This is a genomic window from Lentibacillus halodurans, assembly GCF_900112045.1.
Lineage (GTDB): Bacteria > Bacillota > Bacilli > Bacillales > Amphibacillaceae > Lentibacillus > Lentibacillus halodurans.
Genome location: NZ_FOJW01000006.1, coordinates 64150 through 81960 on the forward strand (window position 1 = coordinate 64150; position 17811 = coordinate 81960).

Below are 17811 nucleotides of genomic sequence, written 5' to 3' on the forward strand. Positions count from 1 at the left end.
CGAAACGGAACCTGGTTTTTTAATGGGCTTTATAAATTGATGGTGACGTCTGCATTTTCACGAAGCTGTTCGATAATCGTTTGGGTTGCTTCCGTTTCTTTTTGATTTTTGACCTGTGTTTCAAGTTCAGGTTTCATTTCTTCAAATGAAGGGACCTCTTGCTCACCATCTTCGCTCATTTGCTCCTGTTGAGCTTTAAACTGATCATAAGTTTCCTTCAGCTCTTCCTCAGACGGTTCGGTATCACCCGATTCCTCAGCGATCAGTTTATCGATTTTCACTTGTGTTTTAACCTGTGAAATAATTTCATCTTCACCCATACCCTGATCCTGCAAAGCCGTCATGAACTCATCTTTGGACTCAAGTCCATTTTGTTCTGCTAATTCACTCAATGTTTCATCAACGTCTTCATCTGAAGCGCTATAATCACGCTTGTCTGCTTCCTGTGTGATGAGCTCGGTACCAACCATGCCCTCTGCAAGCTGTTGTTTTAATTGGTCCTGATCAAGCTCCTGTCCGGTCATTTGTGACTGCATCGCCATTTGCTGAAACTGTCCCTCGTAGGTGCTTTCAAATTCTTCTTTTGTGATTTCTTCACCATTTACTTCAGCCACAACATCAGGTATTCCTTCCAGATCCGGCTCAGGCATTTCCTGCTGTCCAGAAGCTTGTTCATCCTGATTTTCTTCCTCCGAATTATTTCCTTCATTATCTTCAGCATCATCACCGTTGCAAGCTGCCAGTACAACGGCTAAACTCAACGCCAACATTAACATGATAAACTTCTTCATGGATGGATTCCCTCATTTCCTTTCATTGTTATTTCATTCAAACATATTTTATGGGGATCTAGCAAGTTTTATTATATATGCTTATTTTGAGTTATCTCCCATCATACCGTCATTGATGGCGGTTATAACATTTCGTTTACAATTTTGCCGGGAAATTTACTTATTTCTGCCGTATAATAAGGGATTGACCTAAGCGCCAATCCCTTACTTTGAAATTAATCCAGGCTACCCGAAATTTCGTTTAACATTTCCTGTACAGAGACTAATCCTCCACCGGAAAGATACCAATAATCCGGATTCAAATAGACAATATTATCATTCTGGTATGCTTTTGTTTTCTCAACCAATTCATTTTCAACGACCTGTTTTGCGGATGACTCCCCTCCGACAACAGCGCCTCGATCAATGACGTAAAGCATTTCCGGATCCTGTTCAACAACGTATTCAAATGAAACGTTCATCCCGTGTGTGGAAGCTTCAATCCCCTCATCAACTGCCGGAACCCCAAACACATCATGGATGAGGCCAAACCTGGAGCTCGGACCATATGCACTGATTTTATCATCATTGGCCAAAACGATTAATGCATTGGTATTGCTGGATGATGCTTTTTCGTTCAGATCAGCTATCGACTGTTCAATCTCCTGCAGTTCCTGGTCAATTTCGTCCTGTTTATCAAAAATAGATCCGATTGTTGTGAGGTTTTCCTTGAACGATTCCATATACCGTGTCGTATCAACACCAAGGTGAATCGTTGGCGCAATTTCCTCTAATTGATCATATAAAGAAGCCTGCCGACCGGAAATAATAATGAGATCCGGATCGATTTGTGCAAGTTTATCAAAATCCGGTTCTTTTAAACTGCCGACATTTTCATAGTCTTCACTTTCATATTTTCCAAGATAAGATGGGATATTGCCCTTTGGAATCCCTGTTACCTCAATGCCGAGTTGATCAAGTGTATCCAGTGTTCCAAAATCAAAGACAACAACATTTTCAGGGTTTTTGGGGACATCCGTTTCCCCCAGTTCGTGTGAAACCGTTACCGTCTCTTGTTCACCAGAGTCAGCCCCGCTGGCATCAGATTCCTCCCCGCACGCTGCAGCAAAGATCATTAACATACCTAAAATAGAAAAAAGTAATATCTTCCGCACTTCCATCATCCTCCTTATGCTTATTTTTTATGCAAAGTAAACACAAATTCGTTGATTATTAACGTATTGAATATCAATGTCCATATCATAAATATCTTTGAGTACACATTCGTCAATCACATCACATGTCGGCCCTTGTTTGACAACCTCGCCGTCTTTCAATGCGACGATATGATCGGAGTAGCATGACGCGAAGTTGATATCATGAATGACGATTAATATGGTCTTCCCAAGTTCGTTCACCAGTCTTCTCAATGTTTTCATAATTTGCACAGAATGCCGCATATCAAGGTTATTCAACGGCTCATCAAGCAAAATATATTCCGTATCCTGTGCAATGACCATAGCGATATGTGCACGCTGACGCTGGCCGCCGCTCAGTTGATCCAAATATTGATCCTGAAGTTCGCGCAGTTCCATATAATCAATCGCCTCATCCACTTTAACCCAGTCTTCCTCATTCAGCCTTCCCTGTGAATAAGGAAAACGGCCAAACGAAACCAGCTCACGGATGGTCAGACGGAGATTGATGTTATTGGACTGTTTCAAAATGGAGATCTTTTTTGCCAATTCATTATTCTTTTGCTTGGTAATATCCTTGCCGTCAATCGTGATATCACCGTAATCCTTGGCGATCAGCCTGCTTACCATGGAAATGAGCGTGCTTTTTCCGGCACCATTCGGACCAATAAATGATGTAATCGTACCTTTTTCTACCGAAACAGAGACATCATGAATAACATTCTTCTGATGATACTTTTTAAAGACACCTTTCAGATTTACCATGATTGATTCTCCTTTAACAAAAGATATATAAAGTAAATGCCACCGATAAAGTTGATGATCACACTGACCGTTGTCTGGAACGTGAACACTTCCTCCACAATAAACTGTCCGCCGAGGAGTGCTATTATACTGATCAGCATCGAACCAATGATTAAGTAAAAATGCCTGTATGTTTTTAAAAACTCATAAGCGACATTAACGACCAATAATCCAAGAAATGTGATCGGACCGACCAATGCTGTGGCAATTGAAATCAGGATGGCAACAATGATTAAAAGCCGCTTCACGACATAATCATAGGGAACCCCCAGGTTAATCGCCTGATCTTTACCAAGTGCCAGCACATCAAGATATTTGTAAAACTGGATAAAGTAAAGGGTAACCAGTACCATTAAGCCCAGCGATAAATAGACAAGATTGTCATTCACATTGTTGATGCTCGCAAACATCCGATCCTGGGCCACCATAAATTCATTCGGATCAATCAGCACTTGCATGAAATCGGTAAAACTGCCAAAGAATGTCCCCAGAATCATGCCAATCAGTAGTAGAAAATAAATGTTGTTATGCTCTCCTTTGAATAAAAACCGGTAAAGCATCAGTGAAAATAACACCATGATCCCGATTGACATAAAATAATTGATGCCGCTGCTCATCATCACCAGTGATTGGGAGCCAAACACAAAGATAATAAACGTTTGCAAGAGCAGATAGAGCGAATCCAGCCCTAAAATATTCGGAGTTAAAATCCGATTATTTGTAATCGTCATAAATATCGTTGTGGCAAACGCAATGGCCGATCCGGTTAATAGAATGGCAAAAACCTCGGTAATTCTCCGCGACAAGATATAGCCGATGTTGCCGGTCAGATCGTATAAAATGTAAATGAGGGAGGTGACTGCTGCGATAACGGCAAGGGTGATTATCTTTTTCTTATAGCCCATATTTCTTTCTCCTCAGCAGCAAATAAATGAAAATGCCACTCCCGATAACCCCGACCGTCAGGCTGATCGGGATTTCATACGGATAAATGATAACCCGCCCGATAATATCGCAAACCAAGACGAAGTTCGCCCCAAGCAACGCTGTATGTAGCAGGCTCTTCTTTAAATGATCACCCTGATAAATGGTGACGATATTTGGAATAACCAGCCCAAGAAACGGGATAACCCCGACCGACAGCACGACGGATGCCGTGACCAATGCAACAATAATCAATCCGATATTGACGACCTGCTGGTAGTTCAATCCCAGGTTTTTGGCAAAGTCCTCACCCATCCCAGCTATGGTGAATTTGTTTGCAAACAAATACGCAATAATCAGGATCGGGAGACTGACATACATGAGCTCATAATTGCCGTTCATAATCATTGAAAAATCCCCTTGCATCCAGGAGGACATGTTCTGGATCATATCATTTCTGTACGCAAGGAATATCGCAACAGAACTGATGATATTTCCAAACATCAGCCCGACCAATGGAATGAAAATAGCTTCCTTGAATTTTATTTTCTCGAGAATTTTCATAAAGATAAACGTACCCAGCAGTGCAAACAAAAATGAAATGAGCATCTTCTGCAGCGGACTGGCAGAGGTGAACACCATCAAGGCTACCAAAATACCCAATCTGGCTGAATCCAATGTACCCGAGGTGGTCGGTGATACGAATTTATTCTTACTTAACTGCTGCATAATAAGGCCGCATATACTCATGCTCATCCCGGCAATCAAAATGCTTGCAAGCCTTGGCAAACGGCTGATCATCAAGATTTCCAGCTGTTCTTCAGATAAACTGAAAACCTCCCATGGCGCAATATCTGATACACCTATAAAAATGGAAGTAAATGATAAAATGATCACTGCCAGTACCAGATGCCAAATCTTCATAAAAAACCCTCGAATACACATTAGAATAATTACTATTTTTTATAACTTCTAATTAATAATGAAAATCATTATCAATTAGAAGTTATAAATCATTATAACAGATTATGGAATAACTGCAATATCATTTTGAAAAAAACTGTGAAAAGAATCAATTTCATCATTGTCCTTTTGAAAATACAGACCTGCAACATGTTAATGTTTTGGATCCCTTGGGATACAAGTGATTTAAATGATGAAATTCATTCAAGAAAAAAACCTTTGAAAAGTCTTATGACTTTTCAAAGGTTTTTTTCGTTTCTTTAATCATCCTCTACTACTTCACAGCCTTCGTCAGTACAGTAAGTAGTTTTGGATTTTTTAGGGGTCAATGATTGCAGTTCAGGTTTTTCATTTTCTTCTTCCCATACTTTTTCCAGCACTTCAGTGAAAACTTCCTGTGGCTGAGCCCCAGATACCGCATATTTGTCATTAAAAACAAAGAACGGTACGCCCTGCACACCCAGTTGTCTTGCCTGCTCTTCGTCAGCGCGAACATGAATGGCATAATCATCGACCTTTAATAAGGCTGTTACTTCATCCTCATCCAGCCCAACTTCATTGGCAAGCCTGATCAATGTTGTATGATCACTGATAAGTTCTGATTCAGTAAAATAAGCATGCATCAGACGCTCCGTCATTTCTTTTCCTTTGCCTATTTCGGAAGCATACTTCGCTGTACGATGAGCGTCAAACGTATTCGTATGCTGCATTGCATCAAAATTATATGTTAAACCCAGCTCTGCCGCCTGCCGTCCAAGATCTTCATTCGAATCTATGGCTTTCTCAACACTCATGCCATATTTACCCGCCAGCAATTCATGGATATTTTTGCCCGGATTCATTTCTGCATCTGGATCCAGTTCATAGCTTTTATATTCTACTTCCACATCATCACGATTTGAAAATTCGTCCAAGGCCAATTCCAATCTGCGTTTACCTATATAACAAAACGGACATACAAAATCTGACCATACATCTATTTTCATCAAAAACACCTCATTTCTGACTGCTATTGTAGCACACAGCCAATATGAATCATAAATGTTATGCTTCATGTAAGAGATCGACTTTGAAGAGGTGAACATTCGGAAGTCTGCTGAAAGGAGGCTAGGGCAAAAGAACGTTTATAAAACAAAAACCGAACAAACAAAGCAAGGTATACCCCGCTGCAGAAATATACCAGGTGCTCGTCGTGTTGAATGAGATTTCGGAGAAGCAGCATTCCTCGCAACTCGCAGTTACTCAGTGGATGTTTTACTCGTCGCTTTCCGCGAGTGGCTGGTGGGCCTCCGCGTGCATTCGCACTGCGGGAGCTCACATAGGCCTTTCCTCCCGATGCAGTCTACGTATATCTCCTCCGCTAAAACGGACGATTGGCTCTCTTGCTTTAGTTATGTCCAGCCTCGCTGCTATTTTAATGGGTTAATGCTTATCCTGCTCATCAACATAACGGCCATAGTCGGGTTTAGCCGTTTGATCAAACGTTTGAACAAGTTTTTTTAAGCCCTTTGTTAAATCTTCTCCTTGCATAGCAGTTCCATGACCAGGTATGACCATATCAGGATTTAATGCTGCCAGTTTCTCCACTGATTTCCTGGCAGCTTCCCAATCGGTCGTTAAATACCTTGGCGGTCCGTTTACTTCATCGTTTTGCATGAGAACATTATAGAAGGAATCCTGCCGCACCGTAATAACAGCGTCTCCGGAAAGCAGCAGGGAATCATTTTTCCGATAAAAAGCTACATGCCCTGGTGAATGTCCGGGGGTATGGATCCACTCCCAGTCATCCAGTCCAGGAATTGTATGATCATCAGGCAATGGCTTCACTGCGTTACCTAAATTAATGGGGTCATTCGGATAAATACCAGATATTTTGGCCAATAATCCGCCTTCAACGCCCGTGTCCGGTTCCGGATACCTTTTTTCACCGGTCAGATATGGCATCTCCAGTTCATGAGCATATACTGGAACACCCCATTCTTCCACAAGCTCGATCAATCCGCCGACATGATCAAAGTGTCCATGCGTCAGAATGATGGCAGACGGTTTGCTATGCTCACCAAAACGATCTGCCGCAGCTGAGCGGATGTCATCAGCTGCTCCAGGCAGTCCCGCGTCAACCAGCACCCACTCTCCCCTGTCCGGATAACCAAGAAAAACGTAATTCACAATCTGATCGGTATAATAAAAGACATCATTGATAACTTCCCTCCCTGAACCACTTGTAATGGATGTCATCGGTATAAACTTATTGTCTCGTGCTTCATGCCTTTCTTCGTCCATATGGAAAACCTCCTTTTTCGTATTAGTATTTGGAGGTTTTGGGATTATAATCAGGATTTTTGGGAAGTTCAATATGTCATATGGCCGTCGATTCGCTTGATTTTCAGGCAAATTGTGAAATTTGCTGTTTTTTTAGTAAAGTCTGGTATTTCCAAGTCAAAGTATGATCTTTGCGTCCACTTTTTTGTCTGTTCAATTGGGAATAGATTCGTTTTCTTCAACCATCATCAATTGACTATATTGATCACATTTTTACGCTGTCTCCTGTTAAAACAACAAAAAGCTGTCCACCACTTAAGGTGAACAACTTTTTACGATTCGTATTCAAGTAATGACTTTCCCATTATGGATACACGTTTAGTATTTTTCAAATCATCTAGTGTTCGGGCGCCAATCCCGAACATGGTCATTTTCAATTCAAGCTCAATTTGCTCCATTGTTTCTATAACCGCTGCATCCGATTCGGTTGCGGCCTCCAGCAGTTTCCTGGCAAAACCGATGACATCCGCGCCGATTGTCAATGCCTTTGCTGCATCCATACCAGTTTTCATGCCGCCGCTGGAAACAATCGGTACATCATCCAGTGCACTCCGGACAGAAACAATGCAGTCCTTCGTCGGGATTCCCCAGTTATTGAATGCTTCCGCTGCCGCTTTTTTCAAAGGATCATTGGAACGGAGTTTTTCTACCTGGCTCCATGATGTCCCGCCGGCACCTGCTACATCAATATAGGAAATGCCGGCATCATATAATTTCCTGGCGACGGTCCCATCGATTCCAAAACCGACTTCTTTGGCACCGACGGGAACGTTTAATGCTGAACAGACCTTTTCGATTTTCGGCAGCAGATTTTCGAAATTCAAATCGCCTTCATCCTGTACAGCTTCCTGAAGGGGATTAAAATGCAATACAATCGAGTCGGCACCGGTCATATCGACAATCTGCTGACATTCCTCTGCTCCATAACCATAATTCAGCTGTACCGCTCCTATGTTAGCAATCAGGGGGACCGTCGGCGCATGCTTTCGGATTAAAAACGACTCCTGATGCGCATCGCTTTCCAAAAGAGCCCTTGTGGAGCCCAAAGCTACAGCCCATCTTTTTTCTTCAGCAGCTTTAGCGAGATTCTGATTGATTTTCGCCGCAAGTTCCGATCCGCCAGTCATTGAACTGACAAGGAATGGCGCTTTAATCGGCTTGTCCAGAAAACGAGTATCTGTCTTTATATCGGCAAAATTGATCTCAGGCAATGCATTATGTATGAATGAAATTCCTTCAAGCCCTGTTGACTTGTTGACACCTTCCACATTATCATCTAAACAAAGTCGTATATGCTCTGTTTTGCGCCTGTTAATACCTTCGTCCATGTTCATTCATCCTAACCCTATATAATTTGAACCTTTTTTCCATCGCAACTATTACCTTTATCATACCAATAATCGATTATCAATCAAATTAAAAGCCATCACTGCTATGGCAATTGAATACCGATTGTGCTATTGCTATACTGATTCTAATCTATTGGGGGTGTAGTGCTATGAAACAAGCTGCCAAACATTTCGCAGCAAAAGCCCATGAAGGTCAAACACGCAAAAGCTCTAATGATCCTTATATTACCCATCCGATCCGTGTGGCAGAACAGCTGGAAGAGGCCGGATTCAGCGACGAAATTATCTGTGCAGGCTATTTGCATGATGTCGTGGAAGACACGCCATACGAAATAGAGGATATTGAAGAGGCATTTGGAATCCGAGTTGCAGGACTGGTATCTGCCCATACGGAGGATAAATCAAAAACATGGCAGGAACGTAAACAGCATACCATTGATACCGTCAAATATGCGGCAAAAGAAGTGAAATATCTGATTGTTGCTGATAAATTGGACAACCTCTTGTCGATGGAAAAGGAATATAAACGCCAGGGTGATGCACTGTGGGACAACTTTAATGCAGGCTGTGAATTACAGAAGTGGTACAATGAATCGATCGCTGAAAATATGGGTGTTGGGCTTGAGGAAGATGAAGTTCCCAGTTATTTTCAGGAATTCAGCGATGCAGTGGAGCGAATGTTTGGGTGACGTTTCCTTTTTCAATTTAATATTGTGTTCTCGATTTTATGTTTGAGCTTTTTTGTTATTTTTCACTCTTTCTGCCGGTTCCTCCGCTCTTCTATCGATGTTCCCCCTCCAGAAAAGATATAATAAGGAGCGCCTTCCTGTCAGAAAAGGAAGGCGCCCCCGGTTTACCGCATTTTCCGAAAATGATGATGATCACGCTGATGTTTTGAGATTTTTTTCCATTTATTTTTCTCTTCCATTTGTGCTTTCTTATCCCGCTTCCTTTTTTCATACGCAAGTTCACGCTGCAGCTTGAGATAGCTTTGAAATCGGTCTTCGGATAATTCGCCGTTTGTCAGCGCCTCTCGAACCCGGCAGCCTGGTTCCGTATTATGTCGGCAATCATTAAACTTGCAGGCTGCTGCAAATGATTCGACATCCTGAAAGGTAGTGTCAATGGCTGATTCGCCCTCCCACAACTGCAGTTCACGCATACCGGGTGTATCAATCAGCAGCGCACCATTTGGCAGCCTGAACATTTCCCGGTAAGTAGTTGTATGACGTCCTTTACTGTCTGCCTCACGGACATCTTTTGTACCCTGCATTTCCTTATCCAGCAGCGTATTAATTAACGTCGATTTACCGACGCCTGATGAACCGAGCAGGGCAGCAGTATGGCCATGCGGCAGATATGCCATTAATTCATCAATACCATCCCGCGTTATATTACTGATGGCAATAATCGGAACATTGATCGCTGCCGCTTCCACCTGTAAAATGGCAGCATCAACTTCCTCGGTTGTACATTCATCCTTTTTCGTCAAAATAATGACAGGCGAAGCGCCACTTTCATAGGTGGATAAAACATAGCGCTCAATACGGCGCAAGTTCAAATCATGATTGAGTGAATTGACAATGAAAACAGTGTCAATATTAGCAGCAATCAGCTGCGCCTCGGTACGTGTTCCGGCTGCTTGTCTGACAAACTGGCTTTTTCTGGGCAAAACCCGATCGATGACCGCCTTTTCCTCATCTATCAGTTTCGATGCACCTTTACCCAATCTCCCACTGCCGGGAAGTCAATTGGGGTTGCCGCTTCATTCAAAAATTTGCCGCTCAGATGACCATGATAATCCGTATCACCGTCTGATATTTGATACCTATTTTTTTGAACTATCATCACACGGGCAACACGTTCCGTTTCAACATCCCGAATGGAATCATTCCATCCAATCTTTTCTAACTGAGTCAAAATAGACTTCCTCCCTTAAAATTGGAGGAAAGTCGTACATTACACGGACTGTTCCTCCATTTTGTTGCGTGTGTTCTGATTTTCTGCAATTTGATTAAATACGATCATAAAACACCACTCCTTTCAAAATGGATGAACCAGAATATTGTTATTTTACTAAAACAGCAAAGAATGTTATAACTTTTTCGTAAAAAGTGCAATTTCATGCTCTGCGGAAAACCCGACCGACTGATATAACCCGAGTGCACCTTGATTATCGGCAGATACACACAACTGTATATCATTGATAGATTTAAACGAGAAAAGCCATTTTACTGCAGCCGCCAAAAGTTGTTTTCCATATCCCCTGCTGCGAAATGGCTCGTCCACTGCAATAAATTCGATTGAACCCTCACCATAATTCGGATCAGCTTCCAGATAAGCATAACCCGCCAAACGGCCGTTATCATGCACCACGAACACTCTTTGCCGGTGACTTATCCGCTTAATGATTTCCTGACCACTATAATATGTCCCGGGAAACACACGATCATGCAGGTTTTTAAATACAGCTATTTCTGCCCGGCTCAATTCGTTCAAATCAGCATTTGGCAAGTCACCCCATCGATCTTTAGAAATCGTGAGGATAACCTGATCTGCCTTCTGTTTAAAATGTAGTCTTTCAGCGAAGCTTTTAACAAGGTCATTATCGACATTGGGAAATAAGCTAAAATGTTTAACAGTCGATGGAATATCCTTTAAAATTCTTTCCCATATTGCAAAAGCTACTTCCGAATCATATCCTGGATCAACAAAAGGACCCCAGATTTCTGCACGATCGTCTTCCGCATCCATCCCAATTAATCCAACCAGTCGATCCTTTTCTGCTGCAGCTGTGATATTGGTTATGTCTTCATTTAGAGCGTCCATAACCTCTTCAGGATCGGTTCCGCAAAAACCAATATGGTACTTTTTCTGTCGATTTAACATTGCTATAAAATTGGCTGCCGCTTTCACTGGAATCTCTTTTCCGTTTATGATGGTATACATAAGTTTCTCCTTCAATATGTCATGACAACATACTTATTCGACACCATCTCAGAAAATCCTTTAAAAAACCGGACGCAGTTTACTCTACGCCCGGTGTAACGCTTATCGCTTATTCATTTCATTTGGCTCCGGACCGTTTCGCAGACCACGATCCAATTCAGCAATTTTGCGCATATCGTCTTGGCTCAATTCAAAATCAAATACATTGAAGTTTTCTTCGATTCGTGATGGTGTAACAGATTTGGGAATCACAATGGCATCTGATTGCAGGTGCCAGCGGATGATGACTTGAGCAGGTGTTTTGCCGTGTTTTTCAGCCATTTCCTGTATCACATCATTTTGTAAAACCTCTTTGCCGTTCATTAACGGACTCCATGCCTCTACATAGATGTTATGTTTACTGCAAAATTCCTTCAACTCATTTTGCTGGAGATACGGATGGCATTCCACCTGATTCAGAACCGGTACAACATCACATTCATCCAATAGACGCTGCAAATGTTCGATGTTAAAGTTGCAAACACCAATCGCCTTAACGCGACCATCATGATACAGCTTTTCCATCGCTTTATATGTCTCCACATAGTCATCAAACTCCGGTGTCGGCCAATGGATTAAATATAAATCAACATAATCAAGTCCTAATCGGTCAAGACTTGCATCAAAAGCTTTTAATGTATTGTCATAACCCTGATCACTGTTCCAAACTTTTGTCGTAATGAATAGATCTTCCCGGTTTATACCACTATCCGCGATCGCTTTACCGACACCATTTTCGTTTTCATACACTTTTGCTGAATCGATCGAACGGTACCCAACTTCAAGCGCCTTTGCTACCGCCGGCGTCGCTTCTTCATCCGGTACCTGCCAGACACCAAATCCGAGCTGTGGCATCTCAAGGCCATTGTTTAATGTTACATTGTTCATATAACCGCTTCCTTTCTAGACATGATGCAGTTTAGTTTATCACAGAGGATATATTTTACAAAAATTATTTGATCAATCGTCAGATATTTCTATTGAAAATTAGTGTTTAAACCCTTCCGTTCCTGCAGCAGTGACTTTCAGTGCACGTGATTGCGGTGCATGCTGAATCCAATTGTATTCCAGAAATTTTTTCAACAGCGCATTTCCCAATGCCCTTGAAATATGGTGGCGTCGTTCACTCCAGTCCAAACACTTGCCACAGAACATGCGCCGTTTTTTTCTCAAACGGTCTAAATCAATCTGCAAACCTTGGAAAAAGTTCTCCCCTTTATTCGTTACCTGGTATCCTTTTTCCTTTTCATAAATGAGTCCTTGTTGAATTAATGAATCATCAACAACATTGGCATGCGTCATTTTCGATAAATGATAGCTTGCTGTTTGTGGTGTAATCCCAGCCATGTATGCTAAATCACTGGCTGGATGAAACCGTCCATCCAATAAAATAGTCAGGATAGTCGCTCTGGACGATTCGCTTACCAGTGTCGCAACCTTTGCAACATTTGCATTTGGCTTCATTATATAAGACTCCTACTGAACAAATCGTTATGCATTCCATATTTCAATGATAATCGAACTTTTTATGATTTACAATTGAATTATCATAAAGAAAGGGGCAGTAAATCATGACAACACAATCCACACGAGCAATTAAACCAAACATTTTGTATTATGGAACACCAGTTATTTTACTCACCACACTTAACGCGGATCACACTGTAAATATTAGTCCGCTCTCCTCTTCCTGGGGGCTTGGACAGTACATTATTTTAGGCATGAGTATGAAAGGTAAAGCCGTGGAAAATCTGCAGCAACATCCAGAATGTGTCATTAATATACCGGAACACTCATTATGGAAAAATGTCGAGAAACTCGCTGCCTATACCGCGAAAAACCCTGTACCAAAAGAAAAGGAAATCATGGGGTTTTCATATTGCAAAAACAAATATGACATCAGTGGCCTGACCCCGGAATATTCGACCAACGTCAAACCAAACAGAATCAAAGAATGTCCAATCCAGATTGAGACTGAAGTACGCCATATTCGCATACCGGACTATTCTTCTCTATTTGCCATTGTCGAAACAGAAATGAAACAGTTTCATGCACATGAATCCATTATCAAGGGCGATCATCATATTGATCCAGGCAAATGGCATCCACTAATCTATAATTTTCGGCATTATTATAGCGCCGACAAGGAATTAGGAAAAACATTCAGAGCTGAAACCTGATCATTTAATCTTATGAGAAAACACACGATGGGCAATCCTCATCGTGTGTTTTCTTCATGAACCGTGTCGTTTTTCACGAGCAATCGTATAATGCCCCTCATATTTCGTCAGGTTTCCGTCACCAAGCCAATACGTAACCGGAAAAAGTTTATCAAGGAAGTAGCGGTCATGAGAAACGGCGATAATCGTCCCGCCAAATTGTTCCAGCGCATCTTCCAGTACTTCCTTTGACTCAATGTCTAAATGGTTTGTCGGTTCATCCAACATGAGCAGGTTGTGATTCTGGTGAACGAGCTGTGCCAGCCGAAGCCGCATCTTCTCTCCGCCACTTAAATTCCTTACCTTTTGAAAGACCATTTTCCCATAGAAAAGAAACTTTGCCAAAATCGACCGGGCATCGCCTTCTGTCACATGTACATGATCACGAAATTCATCCAATATGGATCGCTCGCCATCCATTTCAGCCATATGCTGAGATAAATAACCGATTGATACGTTACTGCCCAATTTAAGCTCACCTTTATCTGTTGGCTCCAAGCCTAATAACATGTTCAAAAGCGTCGATTTGCCGCTGCCGTTTTCTCCAACAATAGCAACCCGCTCCTGAAACCGGACATGCATATCAATAGCTGAAAACAAAGGCAAATCACCAAATGACTTGCTAACTGATTCCATGATCACAACATCCTTGCCACTGCGTTTGTTTATTTGAAAATCCAGCCCGATTTTTTTCTGCTCTAAAAAAGGCTTTTTCTTTATTTCTATTCGGGCCAAAGCTTTCTCCATGCTTTTGGCCCGACGATGGAGACCCGCATTGGGCGGGTTGGCCTGGTTTGCCCACTCTTTCAGCCGCTTGATCGTTTCTTTCATTTTTTTGATCTTCTTTTGCTGGTCTTCATATTGCTGAAATTCACGCAATAAACGCTCTTCCCGTTCTTTCACATAACCTGTGTAGCTTGTGTCATATTTAATCAGCTCTCCCTGATCCATCTCCAAAATGGATGTTACGGTTTCATCCAAAAAGTAGCGGTCATGTGAAACAATGACAACTGTTCCATGGTATTGTTTAATAAATTCAGTGAGCCATTCAATCGCCATTAAATCCAAATGATTAGTAGGTTCATCCAGCAACAATAGATCAGGGGATGTCAGTAACAACTGCGCCAGTCCAACCTTCGTCCGTTCACCGCCACTGAGCAGCTGCCATTCCTTTTTCGCCAAATCGTCAATCTGTAAACCGCTCATGACGCGTCTGATTTGCGAATCAATCTCATACCCGCCGTCCTGCTGAAATTGTTCCTGCAGTGTACCATATTTAGCCATAAGTCGCGTCAGTTTATTGGGATCAGTCTCCTTCGACATGGCATGTTCCAGTTCGGACATTTTTACTTTCAGTGTTTCGATCGACGCAAAGACCTCATAGAGAATTGCTTCTACTGTCTTTTCGCCAGCGATTTCCGGCGTCTGTTCGAGCACTCCCACCGTTAAACCTTTTTTCCACGTCAGAACGCCTTCAACTGGCTCTGTTTTTCGGGCAATCAAATCCAGTAATGTTGTCTTTCCTTCTCCATTCCTGCCGATTAATCCAATCCGTTCGCCTTGCTTAAACTCAGTCGTTATGCCGCTAAATACCGTGTTCGCACCAATAGTCTGTGTCACATGTCGGATACTGCATACAATCATGATTCTCTTCCTTCCGTCAGAAGAGACACTGCTGCGGTCAACAAAAAAGACGGCAGAGATACAGCCTCCACCGCCTTATATAAAAATGCCGTCTGTGGTCAGATGTCTCTTACTGGTATTTTTTCCGTTCAGTTGTCTTAAAAAAGGACATACGTATCCGACATACGTATCCCTTGTAAAGAAACATCGGAAAAAAGCGCATAACAAATCCAAAGGTACTCTCTGAATTTAGATATGCCGCTACCAGTAACATTCATCTGATCCACCCCCTTTTAATAATAGTTTATGTAAAAAATGCCAGGAAGTCAACAGCAGTCAATTTCTAAATGTCTAAAAAACCCTTTTCATATCACATTGGTTAAATATAATCTTCCAGTTCATTCACAAGATAATCGATACAATCTTTTCTAAAACTCATCCTCCGCGAGAAAAACGGTGAACTCTCCCGCAGCCTCATTCATCATAGTCAGTTCAGATAGCAGCAACTATGAATTGGAAAGAACAATTCGACAACTAAAAAAGGCCATTTCCCCCAAACAGAAATAGCCTTGCCTATCCGTCATGCCATACAATTTCACCACATTGTGCCTCATGATCAATTGTCACATCAAAATAATGTTTGCTGTAGAAATGTTTCAGCCGTTTGACATGATCGAAGTCGCGTTTAACAATATCACCGGTAATAAATGGTACATTATCCTTGCGTGCCTCTTCCTTCAAATGCTTCATCAGTACTGATCCATAGCCCTTATTTTCTTCGCCCTTGATATCAGCAATATGCAAATTTTGATGACCTTTATACGCTGCCTGAATGGCCGAATGCCATTTGCCGCGATATGGTTTAGAACAATTGTGCAGCATAATTTGGCACGTTTTGGCATCTTTATGTTCATATATGATGACCCATTCTTCATGATCTGTCTGGTCGATACCTACTATGTCCGCATCTCTGGCGATGTTTTTCATGTTTTCCTGCATCCGGAAAAGTTGTATCTCCAGCGTATCAAGTTTGTCCCTTATTTCATCTTTACTTCTACTATCTTCCAAAAAAGCGCTCTGAACCATATTCGCCCTCCTTTCCAAAACGCACACAATGCCGTATTGTACTAGAAAGGCGGGACGGGTTCAAGGGGTTCCACATGCCCGCAAAAAACAATCCCTCGTATGATCATTAACCATCCCTGTCGCCTGCATAAACGCATAGCAAATGGTTGGCCCGACGAACTTGAAGCCGCGTTTTTTCAGATCTTTGCTCATTTGCTCGGATGCCTTGGTCCACGAAGGAACATCAGCATGCGCTGTCCAGTCATTCACGATCGGTTCACCACCGACAAATTGCCAAATATAGTCGTCAAAGCTGCCGTACGCCTGCTGAATTTCCAAAAAGGCTCTTGCATTGGTAATGACCGAATTGACTTTGCGCCTGTTTCGGATGATGCCTTCATTTTGTATGAGTTCTTCAACCTTATGATGATCATATTGACTGACTGTCATGGGGTCAAACTGATCAAATGCTTCCCGGTAGTTTTCCCGGCGTTTCAATATCGTAATCCAGCTCAGTCCAGCCTGCGCTCCTTCAAGGGAAAGCATTTCAAACAATATCTGATCATCATGGGTCGGTCTTCCCCACTCATAATCATGATAATCAATATAAACCTGATCATCTGTCACCCATTCACACCGTTTCACATCCATTGTCATTCATCCTTTATCTCTATCTTATTGTCATCATAGGAAATCCAGTCGCTGAAACTTCCAGGATACAGTTTCACATTTTCATACCCTGCTGATTTCAACGCCAGTATGTTTGGACATGCCGAAACACCGGAGCCACAGGACACGATAATCTCATCATTCTTTGAAAGTGCAGAGAAATGTTCCTCCAGATCCGTTTGTTTTTTCCATTTACCATTCTCATCCAAAACATGTTTCCAAAAGAAGTTTTTTGCTCCGGGGATGTGTCCCGCTTTCTTATAGAGTGGTTCCGTTTTGCCCAAATACCTGTCTTGTGAACGTGAATCAATTAACGTTGCGGATTGATGCTGCAATTTGTCTTTTACCTCATCGATATCCACTTCTTCATTGTCTCGTATCTCCGGATCAAAATCTTTTGGCTCAAGCGAAGGAATTTCTATTGTCACGTCATAACCCTGTTCCACCCAGCCATCAAAACCGCCATCAAGCACATAAACGTCTTCATGGCCCATATAATTCAACAGCCACCATAAACGGGATGCGAACATGTCATTCTGCTGGTCATAAATAACAACTGTCGTATCATGATCAATGCCAATGTTTCCGACCTTAGCCGCGAACATATCCATGTCGGGCAATGGATGAGTGCCGCCATGTTTGGTCTGTTTTCCGGATAAATCTTTGTTCAGATCCAAATAAACCGCTTGCGGGATATGTCCTTTTACATAAGCTTTTCTACCGGCGTCCGGGTCCGTTAACTTGAAACGTGTATCAACGACAACCGTATTTTCAGGGGTGTTTTCCAATCTGTTCATCAGCCAGTCAGGATCAACAATAACAGACATTTTAAACCCTCCCAGTTTCCTGTTTATCATCATTTAATGATTACAATCGTTTTCTTCCCTTCCTATTTTAACCGATGGAAAGTCCGATGAAC

18 protein-coding genes and 1 pseudogene are annotated in these 17811 nt (G+C 42.1%); 2 read left to right on the forward strand and 17 right to left on the reverse strand.

The window, feature by feature from the left end; all coding sequences use genetic code 11:
• Nucleotides 1-29: 29 nt before the first annotated feature.
• The 8 genes from BM195_RS08515 to fni form a co-directional block, all read right to left on the reverse strand.
• Nucleotides 30-791, reverse strand: coding sequence for a SurA N-terminal domain-containing protein (locus BM195_RS08515; protein ID WP_090236569.1), 762 nt, complete (start codon nt 789-791; stop codon nt 30-32).
• A 215-nt stretch (nt 792-1006) separates the two neighbouring features.
• Complete coding sequence (locus BM195_RS08520; RefSeq protein ID WP_090237070.1) at nt 1007-1945, reverse strand: siderophore ABC transporter substrate-binding protein; 939 nt, start codon at nt 1943-1945, stop codon at nt 1007-1009.
• 27 nt (nt 1946-1972) lie between these two features.
• Entirely contained in the window at nt 1973-2731 is a 759-nt protein-coding gene (locus tag BM195_RS08525; RefSeq protein WP_090236572.1) for an iron ABC transporter ATP-binding protein, read from the reverse strand.
• On the reverse strand, nt 2725-3675 hold the full coding sequence (locus BM195_RS08530; protein ID WP_090236574.1) for an iron chelate uptake ABC transporter family permease subunit: 951 nt from the start codon (nt 3673-3675) through the stop codon (nt 2725-2727). The genes BM195_RS08525 and BM195_RS08530 overlap by 7 nt, the downstream gene beginning before the upstream one ends.
• Nucleotides 3665-4618: an ABC transporter permease gene (locus tag BM195_RS08535; protein WP_090236577.1), complete on the reverse strand. Its 954-nt coding sequence runs from the start codon at nt 4616-4618 to the stop codon at nt 3665-3667. The genes BM195_RS08530 and BM195_RS08535 overlap by 11 nt, the downstream gene beginning before the upstream one ends.
• A gap of 299 nt (nt 4619-4917) precedes the next feature.
• On the reverse strand, nt 4918-5643 hold the full coding sequence (locus BM195_RS08540) for a DsbA family oxidoreductase (protein WP_090236579.1): 726 nt from the start codon (nt 5641-5643) through the stop codon (nt 4918-4920).
• Between the two features lie 436 nt (nt 5644-6079).
• Nucleotides 6080-6940, reverse strand: coding sequence for an MBL fold metallo-hydrolase (locus BM195_RS08545; protein WP_090236581.1), 861 nt, complete (start codon nt 6938-6940; stop codon nt 6080-6082).
• A gap of 311 nt (nt 6941-7251) precedes the next feature.
• A complete protein-coding gene (gene fni / locus BM195_RS08550; RefSeq protein WP_090236584.1) occupies nt 7252-8307 on the reverse strand; it encodes a type 2 isopentenyl-diphosphate Delta-isomerase in 1056 nt (351 codons plus the stop codon).
• 170 nt (nt 8308-8477) lie between these two features.
• Between fni and BM195_RS08555 the strand changes: the two genes are divergently transcribed.
• Complete coding sequence (locus BM195_RS08555; protein ID WP_090236586.1) at nt 8478-9017, forward strand: HD domain-containing protein; 540 nt, start codon at nt 8478-8480, stop codon at nt 9015-9017.
• A 164-nt stretch (nt 9018-9181) separates the two neighbouring features.
• Here BM195_RS08555 and rsgA read toward each other — a convergent pair.
• The 4 genes and pseudogenes from rsgA to BM195_RS08575 form a co-directional block, all read right to left on the reverse strand.
• Nucleotides 9182-10248, reverse strand: a pseudogene (gene rsgA / locus BM195_RS08560) (ribosome small subunit-dependent GTPase A).
• Between the two features lie 174 nt (nt 10249-10422).
• Nucleotides 10423-11277: a GNAT family N-acetyltransferase gene (locus BM195_RS08565; RefSeq protein WP_090236588.1), complete on the reverse strand. Its 855-nt coding sequence runs from the start codon at nt 11275-11277 to the stop codon at nt 10423-10425.
• A gap of 102 nt (nt 11278-11379) precedes the next feature.
• Nucleotides 11380-12204 (reverse strand): aldo/keto reductase, encoded by an 825-nt coding sequence (locus BM195_RS08570; protein WP_090236591.1) that lies wholly within the window; start codon nt 12202-12204, stop codon nt 11380-11382.
• A gap of 99 nt (nt 12205-12303) precedes the next feature.
• Nucleotides 12304-12780 carry an ArsR/SmtB family transcription factor gene (locus tag BM195_RS08575; protein WP_090236594.1) on the reverse strand — a complete coding sequence of 159 codons (477 nt, stop codon included), beginning with the start codon at nt 12778-12780 and terminating at the stop codon, nt 12304-12306.
• A gap of 107 nt (nt 12781-12887) precedes the next feature.
• Between BM195_RS08575 and BM195_RS08580 the strand changes: the two genes are divergently transcribed.
• Nucleotides 12888-13496, forward strand: coding sequence for a flavin reductase family protein (locus BM195_RS08580; RefSeq protein WP_090236597.1), 609 nt, complete (start codon nt 12888-12890; stop codon nt 13494-13496).
• Between the two features lie 54 nt (nt 13497-13550).
• On the opposite strand, the gene abc-f is transcribed toward BM195_RS08580, so the two are convergent.
• The 5 genes from abc-f to BM195_RS08600 all read right to left on the reverse strand — a co-directional run bounded on the left by abc-f (nt 13551) and on the right by BM195_RS08600 (nt 17719).
• A complete protein-coding gene (gene abc-f, locus BM195_RS08585; RefSeq protein ID WP_090236599.1) occupies nt 13551-15179 on the reverse strand; it encodes a ribosomal protection-like ABC-F family protein in 1629 nt (542 codons plus the stop codon).
• Between the two features lie 137 nt (nt 15180-15316).
• The gene (locus BM195_RS19135) at nt 15317-15436 is read right to left on the reverse strand and encodes an RAxF-45 family protein (RefSeq protein ID WP_425283902.1); all 120 of its coding nucleotides are present in this window, start codon (nt 15434-15436) and stop codon (nt 15317-15319) included.
• Nucleotides 15437-15731: 295 nt separating this feature from the next.
• Nucleotides 15732-16244, reverse strand: coding sequence for a hypothetical protein (locus tag BM195_RS08590; protein ID WP_090236603.1), 513 nt, complete (start codon nt 16242-16244; stop codon nt 15732-15734).
• 60 nt (nt 16245-16304) lie between these two features.
• Nucleotides 16305-16874: a DNA-3-methyladenine glycosylase I gene (locus BM195_RS08595; protein ID WP_211772919.1), complete on the reverse strand. Its 570-nt coding sequence runs from the start codon at nt 16872-16874 to the stop codon at nt 16305-16307.
• Nucleotides 16875-16876: 2 nt separating this feature from the next.
• On the reverse strand, nt 16877-17719 hold the full coding sequence (locus tag BM195_RS08600) for a sulfurtransferase (protein WP_090236608.1): 843 nt from the start codon (nt 17717-17719) through the stop codon (nt 16877-16879).
• Nucleotides 17720-17811 lie beyond the last annotated feature (92 nt).

Coding starts and splice junctions, on each gene's coding strand:
- BM195_RS08545 (WP_090236581.1), bottom strand. CDS start 6,940: ATGGACGAAGAAAGGCATGAAGCACGAGACAATAAGTTTATACCGATG.
- BM195_RS08575 (WP_090236594.1), bottom strand. CDS start 12,780: ATGAAGCCAAATGCAAATGTTGCAAAGGTTGCGACACTGGTAAGCGAA.
- BM195_RS08565 (WP_090236588.1), bottom strand. CDS start 11,277: ATGTATACCATCATAAACGGAAAAGAGATTCCAGTGAAAGCGGCAGCC.
- BM195_RS08595 (WP_211772919.1), bottom strand. CDS start 16,874: ATGGATGTGAAACGGTGTGAATGGGTGACAGATGATCAGGTTTATATT.
- BM195_RS08555 (WP_090236586.1), top strand. CDS start 8,478: ATGAAACAAGCTGCCAAACATTTCGCAGCAAAAGCCCATGAAGGTCAA.
- BM195_RS08590 (WP_090236603.1), bottom strand. CDS start 16,244: ATGGTTCAGAGCGCTTTTTTGGAAGATAGTAGAAGTAAAGATGAAATA.
- BM195_RS19135 (WP_425283902.1), bottom strand. CDS start 15,436: ATGAATGTTACTGGTAGCGGCATATCTAAATTCAGAGAGTACCTTTGG.
- BM195_RS08515 (WP_090236569.1), bottom strand. CDS start 791: ATGAAGAAGTTTATCATGTTAATGTTGGCGTTGAGTTTAGCCGTTGTA.
- BM195_RS08600 (WP_090236608.1), bottom strand. CDS start 17,719: ATGTCTGTTATTGTTGATCCTGACTGGCTGATGAACAGATTGGAAAAC.
- BM195_RS08525 (WP_090236572.1), bottom strand. CDS start 2,731: ATGGTAAATCTGAAAGGTGTCTTTAAAAAGTATCATCAGAAGAATGTT.
- BM195_RS08580 (WP_090236597.1), top strand. CDS start 12,888: ATGACAACACAATCCACACGAGCAATTAAACCAAACATTTTGTATTAT.
- BM195_RS08530 (WP_090236574.1), bottom strand. CDS start 3,675: ATGGGCTATAAGAAAAAGATAATCACCCTTGCCGTTATCGCAGCAGTC.
- abc-f (WP_090236599.1), bottom strand. CDS start 15,179: ATGATTGTATGCAGTATCCGACATGTGACACAGACTATTGGTGCGAAC.
- BM195_RS08535 (WP_090236577.1), bottom strand. CDS start 4,618: ATGAAGATTTGGCATCTGGTACTGGCAGTGATCATTTTATCATTTACT.
- BM195_RS08570 (WP_090236591.1), bottom strand. CDS start 12,204: ATGAACAATGTAACATTAAACAATGGCCTTGAGATGCCACAGCTCGGA.
- fni (WP_090236584.1), bottom strand. CDS start 8,307: ATGGACGAAGGTATTAACAGGCGCAAAACAGAGCATATACGACTTTGT.
- BM195_RS08540 (WP_090236579.1), bottom strand. CDS start 5,643: ATGAAAATAGATGTATGGTCAGATTTTGTATGTCCGTTTTGTTATATA.